Source organism: Neoluteolibacter marinus (genome assembly GCF_014904755.1).
In the GTDB taxonomy this organism is placed as follows: Bacteria; Verrucomicrobiota; Verrucomicrobiia; order Verrucomicrobiales; family Akkermansiaceae; genus Haloferula; species Haloferula marina.
This window is the reverse complement of sequence record NZ_JACZFQ010000070.1, coordinates 82,733-96,673: the sequence shown is the minus strand read 5'-3', so window position 1 is coordinate 96,673 and position 13,941 is coordinate 82,733. Positions and strand designations below refer to the sequence as shown.

The following is a 13,941-nucleotide window of genomic DNA, read 5'->3' as shown; positions in this document are numbered from 1 at the left end:
CCTGACCGCCACCTTCAGCTCGGCCACCGCCACCGATGCCCACACCGTCACCGGCGTCATCAGCGGAGCCGGCAGCCTGGAAGTCGGCGGCGCCGGCGTCACCCGCCTCGGCAACGCCAACAGTTACGGCGGCAACACCATCGTGAACTCCGGCACGCTTTCCGTGGCCAACGTTTCCGGAAGTGCCACCTCGGGCGGTTCCGTGACCGTCAACGGCGGCAACCTCGGCGGCGCGGGGATCATCGCCGGTCCGGTTTCCATCGCCTCGGGTGCCAACGTCAAACCCGGTTCCCTCACCACCACCACCTCCTCCGTCGGCACCCTCACCACCGGTGCCCTCAGCCTGGCGGGCGGATCGACCATCCTCGCCGAGTTCATCAACACCACGACCCATGACAAGATCGTCGCCTCCGGCCTGACTTCGTCCGCGTCGCTTGGCAACCCGATCCTCGTCGACCTGCGGCTTGAGAACTCGACCGCGAAATGGACCACGCTCGGCACCTACAACCTGATTGAACTGCCCGCCCCCTTCGCCGGTGCGGCCGACGACCTGTTCGAGGTGACCGCCGACAGCAAGCAGGCCGGCAACACCTACACCTTCGGCGTCAGCGGCAACTTCATCACCCTGACAATCGCCGGGACTCCCCCGTCGATCTGGAACGTCGATGGCCCGGGCACCTGGACCAATGCCGCCAACTGGCTCAACGGCGTGCCGAACGGCACCGGCGTCAATGCCGACTTCACCTCCGCCATCACCGGACCCCAGACCGTCACGCTGGATGCCAACCAGACCGTCGGCAGCCTCAACTTCAACAACGCGAGCGCCTACACCATCGCCGGAGCCTCGACCCTGACCCTGGACGCCAGCAGCGGAAACGCCCAGGCGAACGTCCTGAGCGGCAATCACGTGGTCACCACCGACCTGGTGCTGGCCGATCCGCTCACCGTCACCATGGCCAACGAGACCGACTCGCTCGGATTGCTCGGCGATATCTCCGGCAGCGGCGGGATCACCAAGTCGCTGGTGGGCGACCTCACCCTCGGCGGCAGCAACACCTTCCTCGGTGACGTGTCCTTCAGCAACGGCATCCTGACCTTCGCCAGCGGATCGCTCGGAGCGGGCAACCTGACCCTCGACAACGCGTCGCTGGTCTGGTCGGCCGGCAACACCGAGGACATCAGCAACCGCACCATTACCTTCGGCGACAACCCGGTGACCTTCTCCATGGGCGATGACGTCACCCTGGCGAACGACTTCGGGTTCACCGGGCTCGCCGCCTTCACCAAGGACGGCCTCGGCACCCTGACCCTCGCCGCCGACACCACCTTCGCCGGAAACGTCACCGTTGCCGACGGGATCCTCAGCCTCGGCAACGGCGGCACGACCGGATCGGTGGGCGGGAACATCGAGCTCAGCGGCTTCTTCAGCCAGCTCCGCATCGACCGCTCCGATGACCCGGTCTTCGGCAATGTGATCAGCGGCGTCGGCGGCCTCGAGAAGGCCGGCAGCGGCAACATCTTCCTCGGCGTGCCGAACACCTTCACCGGCCCGACCTCGATCACCGGCGGCTCGATCGTCCTCGGCGATCCGCTCGCCCTCCAGGGCAGCACCGTCGAATACGACGGCGCCGGCACGCTCGACTTCGACCTGCTGGCCAATGCCACCCTCGGCGGCCTCTCCGACGGCTTCGGGACCGGCAAGGACCTGGTGCTCGAGAACGCCGACACGCTGCCGGTGGCCCTCACCGTCGGCGCGAACAACGAGCCCACCGCCTACAGCGGCAACATCAGCGGCACGGGCAGCTTCGCCAAGGTCGGCACCGGCGCCCTGACGGTGAACGGGAACCTCACCCACACCGGCGGGACCACGGTCTCGAACGGACCGCTCGACCTGAACGGCGGGGTCCTCGACACCTTGTTCCTCACCGTCACCGAGGGCGGCACCTTCAACCAGTTCGGGGGCAGCGTCACTTCGACCGGCAACATCGATGTCGCCAACACCGCCACCGGCGGTGCCTTGTTCAACCAGTATGACGGCACCCTGGTCGTCGGCGGCGACATGTTCGCCTCGTCCAACCGGGTCCAGGCCAACCACATCCTGCTCCAGGGCATCAGCGCCACCGCGAACTCTGTGACCCTGGGCCGCACCGGACTCAACTACAGCGCCGAGCCGCTCGCCGGATCGCTCAATGACGGGCTCATCGTCGACGGTTGCGCCGTGACCCTGGCCGGCAACCTGAACATCGGCACCGCCAGCAACGGCACCAACTCGTCCGCGAGCACGCGGGTCGAGAACGGCTCGCTCGCTGTCGCCGGGGTGGTGAACGTCGGCCTCAACAACGGCGGCCGCTGGTCGGTCCTCGACATCAACGGCGGGACCTTCTCCAGCACGGAAGCCACCACCGGCATCCAGCTCGGCGGACCGTCGGTCGGCAACGCCACCTTCATCGTGCGCGGCATCGGCATCGCCACGGTTGAGAAGATCACGCTCGGCCAGGGAACCAACGGCGGCACCCACCGCGTCCGCCTCGCCGATGTCGGCGAGCTCTACGTCGGCGCCGGCGGCATTGCCGATGGATCCGCCAATGACGCCGGCTCGGTGATCCTGACCGGCAGCGGCGTCCTTGGCGCCGGCGCCAGCTGGTCGACCAGCCTCCCCGTGACCCTCTCCGACGTGCCGACGATCAAGGCCGCGAACGCCGGAGGCACGCCCTTCGACATCACGCTCAACGGTCCCGTCGGTGGCACCGGCTCGCTGATCAAGGCGGGTGCCGGCACGACGACCCTCACCGTCGCCTCGAGCTACACCGGCGACACCATCGTCGATGCCGGAACCCTCAGCCTGCCCGCGGCCACCCTCGACGACCAGGCCGTCGTCGAGATCACCAACGGTGCCACGCTCAACCTGAACCACGCCGACACCGACACCGTCGGCGGCTTCTTCATCGACGGCGTGGAACAGGCGGAGGGCACCTGGGGCCGGATCGGATCGGGCGCCACCCACACCACCGCGCTCATCACCGGCGATGGCATCCTCAACGTCGTGGCCGATCCCTTCAACGCCTGGATCGCCCTGTTCCCGTCCCTCACCGGACCGGACGCCGAAAAGGGTGCTGATCCGGACAAGGATGGCATGACCAACTTCGAGGAATTCGCCGTCGACGGCGATCCGGCCTCCGGCGCTGCCTCGGGCAAGGTCCGTGGCAGCATCGAAACGGTGGGTGCCGACCAGGCCCTCGTCCTCACCCTGCCGGTCCGCACCGGTGCGGTCTTCGCGGGTTCGCCGGCGCTGTCGGCCACCATCGACAAGATCGTCTACACCATCAGCGGCACCAACGACCTGGTCACCCCCGACCAAGGGGTCACCGAGATCGCCGGAAGCTCCGCCGGCATGCCGGGCCTGAGCAGCGGGGACTGGACCTACCGCAGCTTCCGCCTCAACGGCGCGATCGGCGGTGGCATCCCGCGCGGGCCGAAGGGCTTCCTCAACGCCTCCGTCACCGAAGCCCCCTGACCGGGATTTTCCAGGGTAATATTAGGGTAAAGGGCCGGGGGATCACTCTCCCGGCCCTTCTTCGTCTCCCTGCCCCGCTCAACCGGTGATCGACGGCCCAAGCACGCTGATCCGGCCGGTGTCGAGGCGGTAGATCCAGCTGTGGATCTCCAGCGCTTGCCCGCGCCGCCAGGCGTCCTCGACGATCGTGGTCCGCGACAGGTTCTGGGCATTCGCCAGCACGTTGAGCTCGCACAGGCGGTTGACCGCGTTCTCGTGCTCCATGCCCTCCAGCTCGGATCCCGAAAGCCGGGCGGTGGTCCGGATGTGGCGCAGCCAGTTATCAACGATGCCGTGCCGCTGGTTCTCCAGCGCCGCCCGCACCCCGCCGCAGCCGTAGTGGCCGCAGACGATCACGTGCTTCACCTTGAGAACATCGACCGCGAACTGCAGCACCGACAGCAGGTTGAAATCGGTCTGCACCACCACGTTTGCCACGTTGCGATGAACGAACACCTCGCCCGGTGCCAGGCCGGTGATCTGGTTGGCCGGGACGCGGCTGTCGGAACAGCCGATCCAGAGGTACTCCGGCGTCTGCTGGTTCACCAGCCGGGCAAAGAACTGGGGATCCTGGGCAATCTGGGCATCCGCCCAGGCACGGTTGTTTTCGAGCAGGTTCGTAAGCGAGTCCATCGGCGGCGATCAAACCCGGGCGCCCCCCGCTTGTCGATCTCCACACGCGTCTTCGCGCGAGGCCGATCTTTCCCGCCACCTCTCTCTCCTCGCCTCTTGGCACTTGGAACTTGAGACCGGGAACGGCACCCTCGCCGCGTGTCCGATCTCTTCGATCCTCCAGCCACCACCGGCGAGCCCGACCACAGCGGCGAGCCGCTGGCCTCGCGCATGCGGCCCAGGACGCTGGAGGAAATCGCCGGGCAGAAACACATCCTCGGCGAGGGCAAGCTGCTACGCCGGGCGATCGAGGCCGACCGCTTCGCCTCGCTGATCTTCTACGGCCCGCCGGGCACCGGCAAAACCACCCTCGCCAGCGTGATCGCCCGCTCGACCGGCTCGCGCTTTGAGGCCCTGAACGGCGTCGAGTCCAACGTCGCCGAAATCCGCGCCAAGATCGACCAGGCCCGCACCTGGCGCGACCTGCGGAACGAGACGACGATCCTCTTCATCGACGAGATCCACCGCTTCAACAAGGCCCAGCAGGACGTCCTGCTGCCGCACATCGAGCGCGGCACCGTACGCTTCATCGGCGCGACCACCCACAATCCTTACTTCTACGTCAACTCGCCGCTGGTCTCCCGCTCGCAGATCTTCCAGCTCGAGTCGGTGGCCACCGAAGACCTGCTACCCGTCCTCGAGCGTGCCCTCAGCGATCCCGAACGCGGTTTCGGGAAACTCGACATCCAGACCGACCCCGAGGCCATCCAGCACCTCGCCGTGATGTCCGACGGCGACGTCCGCAAGGCCCTCACCTCCCTGGAGCTCGCCATTCTCACCACGCCTCCGGACGGCGACACCATCCACCTCACCCTCGCGGTCGCGGAGGAGTCGATCCAGCGCAAGGCGATCGTCTACGACGCCGACGGCGACGCCCACTACGATACCGCCTCGGCCTTCATCAAATCGATCCGCGGCTCCGACCCCGACGCGGCCCTCTACTGGCTGGCAAAAATGCTCCACGCCGGAGAGGACCCGCGCTTTATCGCCCGGCGGCTGGTCATTTCCGCCAGCGAGGACATCGGACTGGCCGACTCGAACGCCCTCCGTGTCGCGATGGATGCCCAGCAGGCCTTCGAGTTCGTCGGCATGCCCGAAGGCCGCATCCCGCTCGCCCACGCCACCGTCTACCTCGCCACCGCACCGAAATCGAACACCGCCTACGCCGGCATCAACGCCGCCATGGCCGACATCGAAAAGGGCCGCACCCTCGCCGTGCCGGAGCACCTGCGCACCAAGACCCGCAAGAAGCTCGCCGCCGCCAGCGGTACCGAGGAGGAAAAGATGCGCTACCTCTACTCCCACGACTACGAGGGCGGCTACGTCCCCCAGGCCTACCTGCCCGAGGGCCGCGTCTACTACCATCCCGGCGAGAACGGCCTCGAGAAGCGCATCAAGGAGCGCATGGAATACCTTCGCCAACGCGCGAAAAGCGAACCCCAATAATAGCTGGTATTTTAGCCATTACGGCCTATTTTGAGCCAAATGAACAAAATACCGCCCTTTCAGCTTCGGAATCCGAACTACCTGATCCAGCAGATCGGGCAGCGGATCCGCACCCACCGCAAGGCCCGCGGCTGGACCCAGGCGGAGCTGGCGGAACGTTCCGGCCTGTCACTCTCCACCCTCAAGTTGCTCGAACGCGAAGGCAAGGGCTCGCTCCAGCGCCTCGCCCAGGTCGCCGTGATCCTCAATCTCGACGGCGAGTTGCGCGAACTCTTCGCCAGCACCCCGGCCTATTCGAGCATCGCGGAGGTCGAGCGGGCCACACGCCGCCCCTGAGCCATGAAACTCACCGTCCGCTATCTGGGTGCGCCGGACCGGCCGCTCATCGGCCAGCTCTTCGAAGCCCCGGATCACCGGGTCTACTTCGAGTACGACGCCGCCTGGAGCAGCCGCCGGCTCGAGCTCTCGCCGATCTACCTGCCTGCCGACTCCCGCGGTTCGCTGGCCACGCCGACGCCGAACTTCAGCTCCTTGTTCGGACTCTTCGAGGACTCGATGCCCGACTGGTGGGGCACCCAGCTCCTGCGGCGCTTTTTTGACGAGAAGGGCATCCCCTGGAACCGCGTCGGGGCCCTCCAGAAGCTCGCCGCCCAGGGCGACTACGGCATCGGCGCCCTCGGTTACGAACCCGACGAAGCCCCTCCCGACTTCCGTTCGCAGATCTCGATCGAGGTCGCCGACCTGGTCGATTCCGCACGCCAGGTCTTTGAAGGAGAATCGTCGGCCGCCCTGCCCCAGCTCATCCGCTCCGGGATGACGGCCGGGGGCGCGCAGCCCAAGGCGCTGGTCCACCTCTCGGCCGATTTCGCGAAGCTGTGGCCAGGGGGCGGTGACCCACCGCAAGGATCGTCGCCCTGGTTGATCAAATTCCAGATCGATGCCGAGCGCGCCGACACCCGCGAGGAGCACGCCTGCCACCTGATGGCCGCCGCCGCCGGGATCGAGGTGCCGGAAACCCGCCTGCTTCCCGATTCGCGGGGCCGCGTCCACTTCCTCAGCCGCCGTTTCGATCGCGACGGTGGCCAGCGGTATCACATCCACACCTGGTCCGGCCTGACCCACAGCGCGCCGCGCGACGGCCTCGACTACCGCGATCTGCTGGACTTCGCCCGCACCCTCTGCCTCAGCGAAACGGCGGTGGAGGAATTCTTCCTCCGTGCGCTGTTCAACGTGGCGGTCGGCAACGACGACGACCACGGCCGCAACCACGCCTTTCTCATGGACACCGGAGGCCAATGGCGGCCGACGCCCGCCTATGACCTGACCTTCACCAGCAATCCCCTGGCCTCGAACCTCCGCGCCGCCGGGGTCAACGGCCGCCTCACCGGCATTGGGCCCGATGATTTCCGGCAATTGGGACGCGGCCAGTCGATCCGGCGGATCGACGACAAGATCGACCGTGTGCTCGAGGTCATCCGCCGCTGGCCCGAATTTGCTTCCGCAGCCGGCATTCCCCCGGCCCACGCGGAATGGCTGCAGGGCGAGTTTCCCGCCAGCCGCTGGTGATGCACACCACTGAAAAACTTCCCGCCAAATGGAAACCCATACCGCTTTGATCCGAAACCACATCCAATCGTTTCATCGCGGACATCCACGCTCGACCTGAAGCCGTTCCTTCCTATCTCTGAACCCGATGGCTGCTGCAACCCAAGCCCGCCCGACAGGCAAGAAAGTCCTCCTCATGGGCACCTGCCTGTGTGATGCCTTTTACGATGACGTCGCCCGCGCGACGGTCGAGGTGCTCGAGCATCTCGGCGTCGAGGTGATCTTCCCCGAGAACCAGACCTGCTGCGGCCAGCCGGCCTTCAACTCGGGTGACTGGAATGCATCGCGCAAGGTCGCCCGCCACACCGCCGGGGTCTTCGCCGGCGAGCTGCCGGTCATCGTCCCCAGCGGTTCTTGCGCCGCCATGAACTTCCACGGCAACCCGCTCCAGTTCGAGGAATGCCCGGACGCCTCGGTCGACTCCCTGGCCAAGCGGACCTGGGAGGTCTGCGACTTCATCGTCAACGGCCTCGGCATCCGCGAGTGGAAGGGCTCCTTCGACAAGCCCACCCGCCTCGCCTTCCACCGCTCCTGCCACAGCCGCGGCACCAACTCGGGCGAAGCGATCATCGGGCTGCTTTCCTCGATCGGCCGGGCCGAGGTCATCCCCTTCGGCCAGAGCGAACAGTGCTGCGGCTTCGGCGGTACATTCTCGGTCACCTTCCCGCACATCTCCGGCCGGATGGGCTCGCTGAAACTCGACCACATCCTCGAGTCGCAGCCCGACATCCTGGTCAGCGGCGACATGTCCTGCCTGATGCATATCACCGGCCTCGCGCGGGTGCAGGGCCGGCCGCTCGAGCACAAGCACGCCATCCAGATCCTCCGCGACACCCTCGCCTGACCCCGGCCATGATCGACCACCAGCTCATCGACACCTACGCCCGGGAAATCTCCGACGAGAAGCAGACCTCGGTCATCACCGGCTCCGCGGCCAGCACCGAGAAACGCTACTCGATCCTCCACCAGGACTATGAGGATCCCAACGCCCTGCGCAAACTTGCCGGCGCGATCAAGGACCACACCCTCCACCACCTCGACCGCTACCTTGAGCAGGCCGAAAGCTCGCTGAAGCGCAACGGCGTGCAGGTCCACTTCGCCGACAGCGGCGACGAGGCGAAGGAGACGGTCCTCAAGATCCTCCAGGAGCGAGAGATCACCCGCCTGACGAAATCGAAGTCGATGGCGTCGGAGGAGATCCACCTCAACCCCTATCTAACAGAGAACGGGATCGAGTGCCTCGAGTCGGACCTCGGCGAGTTCATCATCCAGCTCGACGACGACGTGCCCTCGCACATCGTCCGGCCGATCATCCACAAGAACCGCCGCGAGATCGCGCGCACCTTCCAGCGCGAGGGCATCGCCGCCGACTACAACGACGACCCAGAAACCATCACCCGCCGCGCCCGCGTCTTCCTGCGCGAGAAATACATGCAGGCCCAGGCGGTGATCACCGGCGGCAACTTCATCTCCGCCGAGAGCGGCCGCATCGTGCTGGTGACCAACGAGGGCAACTCGCGCTTCGGCATGGCGCCGTCCCGCGTCCACATCGCCCTGGTCGGGATCGAGAAGATCGTCCCCACCGACCGCGACCTCGGGGTCTTCCTCAACCTGTTGGGCCGCTCCGCCACCGGCCAGCAGCTAACCGTCTACACCGAGTTCATCTCCGGCCCGAAGGACGACAGCCAGCCCTCGGGACCGGAGGAAATGCACGTCGTGCTGATGAACAACGGCCGCAGCGACGTGCTCGAGTCGAACTGCCGCGAGATCCTGCGCTGCATCCGCTGCTCGGCCTGCCAGAATGTCTGCCCGGTCTACCGCCAGGCCTCCGGCCACGCCTACCGCGCCACCTACGGCGGGCCGGTCGGCGCGGTGCTCTCGCCGCTGCTCTTCGGCGACCAGTTCCCCGATCTCGCCGACCTGCCGAAGGCCTCCTCACTCTGCGGCGCCTGCAACGAGGTCTGCCCGGTCGACATCCCGATCCCGGACCTGCTGCTGCGGCTGCGCAACAAGGCCAAGCAGGAGCACATCCCCCAGCCCGGCGACGTGCCGATGAGCCCTTTCGCCACCCTCGCCACCTCGCCCTCGCTGTGGCGCACCGCCATGACCATGAGCAAGGCGATGAACCACCTGCCGATCGAGGTCGCCCCGGTCAAACCGCTGCAGGAGTGGCTCGGCCAGCGCACCCTGCCCGAGTGGCACGGCGGCGACTTCCGCAAGTGGCTCAAGGACCGCAAAAAGTAGCGCAACTTTGCAAGTTGCGTGCGTGCACACTCCCGGCCCACCCCGCCACTCGCATCCCACCAAAGAACTCGCGGACCAGCCTCACCACAAGCCGCATCCGATCCTCCAAAGCTTCCTAACAGTCGACCCCGACCCATCCGCAACTTGCAAAGTTGCGCTACTTCCATGACTTCCCGCGACCGCATCTTTTCCAAGGTCCGCTCCGCCCTCGAGGGGGTGAAGGACAAGGCCGCCTACCCGGACTACGATCCCGCGGTCCTGAACTCGGCACCCCGCCTCGCCGGCACCCTCACCGAGGCCTTCACCCGCAACCTCACCGCCGCCGGCGGCAATCGGATCGGCAGCCCGGCCGAACTCGCCGGTTTCCTCCAGCAGGCCGGCCTCACCCGCGGCTACTGCGACCCCGCCCTGATGGACGCCATCGGCAACACCCTGGCAAGCCACGGCCTCACGGTGGAGACCGTTTACGACCGCAGCCGCTACGAGGACTATCAGTTCGGCATCACCCGCGCCAGCGGGGCAATCGCGGAGACCGGCAGCCTGATCCTCGACGATGCCCTGACCTCCGACCGCCTGGCCGCGCTTTCGCCGTGGGTCCACGTCGCCGCCCTGCGCGAGGACGAAATCCACCGCAGCGTGCCGGACGCGATCGCCGCCCTCGGCCCGAGCCGCAATGTCCTCTGGGCCACCGGCCCGTCGAAGACCGCCGACGTCGAAGGCATCCTGATCGAGGGCGTCCACGGCCCCGGCGAGCAGGTCGCGATTTTCATCTGAATGGCAGCCGGGGATTTCGCGTCATCCTACCGGCAAATCTCCACATCGGTGGTGTTTCCGGGCGGACGGTGCTCTACAAGGAGCCATCCGCAACTTCATGCCCGGTCCGTGGTTCTTCCCGGTGAGCATGAACGCCGCACTGACTTTTCCGACGCACCTCATGCCTTCGTCCCGCCCGATCCAAGCAACCGACAACGGTGGCGAGGACGCCATTGACGTGGCGTTGATGCACCGCATTGCCGAGGGCGACGAGCGGGCGTTCCGCGAATTGGTCGAGCGCCACCAGAACGCGGTGGTCGGAACGGTGGCACGCATGCTCAACGATCCGGCCGAGGCCGAGGACATCGCCCAGCTTGCCTTCCTGCGGGTCTGGAAACACGCCAAGCGCTGGCGGCCGGACGCCAAGTTCACCACCTACCTGTTCACCATCACCCGCAATCTCGTCTACAACGAGAGCCGCCGACGTTCGCGCCGCAAGGAGGTCTCGACCGACGAGCGCGAGGAGGACAGCGGCTTCCAGATGGCCGCCGAGGCCCGCCTCGAACCCCGCGAGGAAGCTTTGAAGCTCGAAATGCACGAGCAGATCGACCGGGCCATCGCCACCCTGCCCGAGGCCCAGCGCACCGCAGTCATCCTCTACAGCTACGAGTCGCTGCCCTACGAGGAGATCGCCGTGGTGCTGAAAACCTCGGTATCCTCCGTCAAGAGCCTGCTATTCCGCGCCCGCACCACGCTGCGTGAGCGCCTCGCCGGTTACATGGCCGAGTGAGCGTTTTCACCCGGCCACCCGCTCAGCGCTCCAGAAACTGCCGGAATCTTGGCAAGATTTTCTGGAACAACGAGTTCTTCCCACCGCGGGCGAGCTGTTCGCCGATCAGACCCGCGGGATCGTCCGGATCCACCGGTCCCGGTGCCTCGACGACATGTCCGGCGGCTTCGATCGTCCGCATCAGGTGAGTCGCCCCCGCTTCGCGCGAAACCGCCACGGTGACCCCGCCACCGCTCAATTCGACGAGCCCCAGCGGCGCCGACTCCGGATCGGAAACGAGCTCCGCGGAGATCGCCTTGCCGCCCTGGCTTTCGAAGGAGAAGCCCTCCTTGTTGCCGCTCTTCCTCGCCACCGCCAGGTCGAGTTCCATCCCGTCACGCCACTGTCCCTGCACCGCGAGCCAGGCCAGCATTTGCAAGGCGGAGCCGCGGTGGTCGGGGTGATGGACGATTCTGACCGAGTCGATCTCCGGCAAGGCGGCCAGCACCAGTGGATCGTCAAACAAGGCGGCCACCGAGACCCGGAACTGGAAGCTCCGCGTCCATGCCAGATCCTGGACCACCAGGTCGCGGGTGGCACCGGAAATGGCATCGACCAGCTTCCCGAACGACCCTGCCGGGTCCGCCCACTCGGAGCTGTCGAAAACGAAGCGGTCCACCAGGCTGTAGAGCCGGTCCTCGAAGATCGGCGACAATTCGCCCTGCCACCAGAAGATCAGAGGCAGGTCGGAGGCCAGGTGCGCGAACACCGTGTTGCGCAGGCGGCCGGTGGCCTTGCCGGTGAGGGCAAAGGAGATCTGCTCGCAGCACACCGACTTCTTGCCGTGCGAAAGGTGGCAGTGGGCGGTGATCCAGGCGCGGATCGAGGCCTCGGGAGCGTCGCGGTCGATGCCGATCAGCAGGGCCCGGCAGGCGTGCTCCGCGGTCAGCGTCTGGATCGCCCGCGAGTTCTTCTCCAGCGCGCCGGGCGCCTCCGAATAAACCGCGAAGTTCATCAACGACGCGTTGGTCCGCGCATCGTCCTGTTCCCACAGCTTGCGCAGCTCCTTGTCGATGGAGCCGATCGGCACCTCCATGCCGAGTTCAGGGTGAATGGAAAGAGATGTCATTGAAAAGAGGATGGATGGTGGATTCTGGATGTCAGACCGGTGACGAAAGACAGGTGATTCTCAATCTGCCATCTTCCATCCACGACCTTCCATCTGCTTTTTACAGCCTCCGCCAGGTGTGGCCGTCCCGCTGCAACAGCTCGTCGGCTTCCTTCGGCCCCCAGCTGCCGGCGACATAGCCGGCCATCGGCGGCGGCGTCTTGCTCTGGTGCCAGGCGTGCTCGATGTGGTCGATGAAGCGCCAGGCCTCCTCGACCTCGTCGCGGCGGGCGAACAAGGTCGCATCGCCGGCCATGGCATCGAGCAAGAGCCGCTCGTAGGCCTCCGGGCTGCCCTTGCCGAAGCTGGTCGCGTAGTGGAAATCCATCTTCACCGGCTCCAGGCGCAGGCTGGTGCCCGGGATCTTGGAGTTCATCCGCAGCGAAATCCCCTCGTCCGGCTGGATCCGGATCACCAGCACGTTGGCGCCCGGGACGCCACCGGGCAGGGCGTTGAAAAGCACGCAGGGCGCGTCCTTGAAGTGCACCGAAATCTCGGTCGCCTTCTTCGGCAACTGCTTGCCCATGCGGATGTAAAACGGCACCCCGCTCCAGCGCCAGGTGTCGATCATCAGCCGCACGGCAACGTAAGCCTCGGTCATGCTCTCGGGATCGACCCGGTCTTCCTCGCGGTAGCCGGGGACCGGCTTGCCATCGACGTGGCCGGCCTGGTACTGGGCCCGGATGACGTTCTGGGCGACCTTTTCCGGCGTGTCCCACTGCTTCAGCGAGCGGATGACTTTTACCTTCTCGTCGCGCACGCCGTCGGCACTGAGGTCGGTCGGCGGCTCCATCGCCACCAGGCTCAACAGCTGCAGCAGGTGGTTCTGCACCATGTCGCGCAGCGCGCCGGACTTGTCGTAGTAGCCGCCGCGTCCCCCTTCCATGCCGAGGTTTTCGGCGCAGGTGATCTGGACGTGGGAAATGTAGCGGTTGTTCCAGAGCGGCTCGAAGATCGCGTTGGCGAAGCGCAGCACCATCAGGTTCTGGGCGGTCTCCTTGCCGAGGTAGTGGTCGATCCGGTAGGTGTCCTTCTCCTGGAAGGTCCGGTTCACCACTTCGTTGAGGTGCTGGGCGGTCTTGAGATCGGTGCCGAAGGGCTTTTCCACGATCACCCGCGCCCAGCAGCCGTCCTTCGCCTGGTTGAGGCCGGCGGCCTTCAATTGCTCGAGAATGTCGTCGAAGAATTCCGGCGCACTCGCAATGTAGAACAGACGGTTGCCCTTCCCGCCGCGCTCGCGGTCGATCTCATCCAGCCGGTCCGCGAGGCGCTTGTAGCCGTCCGCGTCGGTGAACTCGCTCTCATGATAGTGGATGCTTTCCTCGAACTTCTCCCAGATCGCATCGTCGTGACCGGAGCGTGACACCTTGCGGTTCAGCTCTTCCAAGCCCTTGCGGAATTCCTCGTCGCTTTTGCTCCGGCGGGCGAAACCGAGGATTTTCACCCCCGGCGGCAGCTCGCCGTCGACGGCGAGGTTGTAGATCGCGGGGACCAGCTTGCGGTGGGTCAAATCTCCGGTCGCACCGAAGATCACCACGGTGCAGGGCTCCGGGCGCGAGCGGGACACAAGGTCTTCACGAAATGGATTCGTCATGGGCACCGCCGATGTCGCCTAAACTCCCGCGCTGGGAAAGCGAAATGGGTATGAAATCTCGTCACGCCGGGCATCAACCGGGTGATTGGTGCCGGTTTGGCAACAGCGTTACCCGGATGATTCCGCCACCCTGCCCG

11 protein-coding genes are annotated in these 13,941 nt (G+C 66.2%); 8 read left to right on the top strand and 3 right to left on the bottom strand.

Annotation, left to right across the window (positions count from 1 at the left end; translation table 11 throughout):
• The coding region (locus IG178_RS13735; protein ID WP_193213130.1) for a beta strand repeat-containing protein at positions 1-3,514 on the top strand (3,514 nt) is incomplete at its 5' end.
• 78 nt (positions 3,515-3,592) lie between these two features.
• Here the strand turns inward: IG178_RS13735 and can are convergent.
• Positions 3,593-4,186 carry a carbonate dehydratase gene (gene can / locus IG178_RS13730; protein ID WP_193213129.1) on the bottom strand — a complete coding sequence of 198 codons (594 nt, stop codon included), beginning with the start codon at positions 4,184-4,186 and terminating at the stop codon, positions 3,593-3,595.
• A gap of 138 nt (positions 4,187-4,324) precedes the next feature.
• Here can and IG178_RS13725 point away from each other — a divergent pair, with 138 nt between their 5' ends.
• From IG178_RS13725 to IG178_RS13695, 7 genes are all read left to right on the top strand, one after another.
• Positions 4,325-5,671, top strand: coding sequence for a replication-associated recombination protein A (locus tag IG178_RS13725; protein WP_425499866.1), 1,347 nt, complete (start codon positions 4,325-4,327; stop codon positions 5,669-5,671).
• 39 nt (positions 5,672-5,710) lie between these two features.
• Entirely contained in the window at positions 5,711-6,007 is a 297-nt protein-coding gene (locus tag IG178_RS13720; protein WP_193213128.1) for a helix-turn-helix domain-containing protein, read from the top strand.
• Between the two features lie 3 nt (positions 6,008-6,010).
• Positions 6,011-7,237, top strand: coding sequence for a type II toxin-antitoxin system HipA family toxin (locus IG178_RS13715; protein ID WP_193213127.1), 1,227 nt, complete (start codon positions 6,011-6,013; stop codon positions 7,235-7,237).
• Positions 7,238-7,364: 127 nt separating this feature from the next.
• A complete protein-coding gene (locus tag IG178_RS13710; RefSeq protein WP_193213126.1) occupies positions 7,365-8,120 on the top strand; it encodes a (Fe-S)-binding protein in 756 nt (251 codons plus the stop codon).
• A gap of 8 nt (positions 8,121-8,128) precedes the next feature.
• Positions 8,129-9,520 carry a LutB/LldF family L-lactate oxidation iron-sulfur protein gene (locus tag IG178_RS13705; RefSeq protein WP_193213125.1) on the top strand — a complete coding sequence of 464 codons (1,392 nt, stop codon included), beginning with the start codon at positions 8,129-8,131 and terminating at the stop codon, positions 9,518-9,520.
• Between the two features lie 165 nt (positions 9,521-9,685).
• Positions 9,686-10,294, top strand: a complete 609-nt coding sequence (locus IG178_RS13700; RefSeq protein ID WP_193213124.1) for a LutC/YkgG family protein — start codon at positions 9,686-9,688, stop codon at positions 10,292-10,294.
• A gap of 160 nt (positions 10,295-10,454) precedes the next feature.
• A complete protein-coding gene (locus tag IG178_RS13695; RefSeq protein ID WP_193213123.1) occupies positions 10,455-11,063 on the top strand; it encodes an RNA polymerase sigma factor in 609 nt (202 codons plus the stop codon).
• A 22-nt stretch (positions 11,064-11,085) separates the two neighbouring features.
• Here IG178_RS13695 and IG178_RS13690 read toward each other — a convergent pair whose 3' ends face one another.
• Positions 11,086-12,171: a glucose-6-phosphate dehydrogenase assembly protein OpcA gene (locus IG178_RS13690; RefSeq protein WP_226895422.1), complete on the bottom strand. Its 1,086-nt coding sequence runs from the start codon at positions 12,169-12,171 to the stop codon at positions 11,086-11,088.
• Positions 12,172-12,271: 100 nt separating this feature from the next.
• Entirely contained in the window at positions 12,272-13,804 is a 1,533-nt protein-coding gene (gene zwf, locus IG178_RS13685; RefSeq protein WP_193213122.1) for a glucose-6-phosphate dehydrogenase, read from the bottom strand.
• Positions 13,805-13,941: the final 137 nt, after the last annotated feature.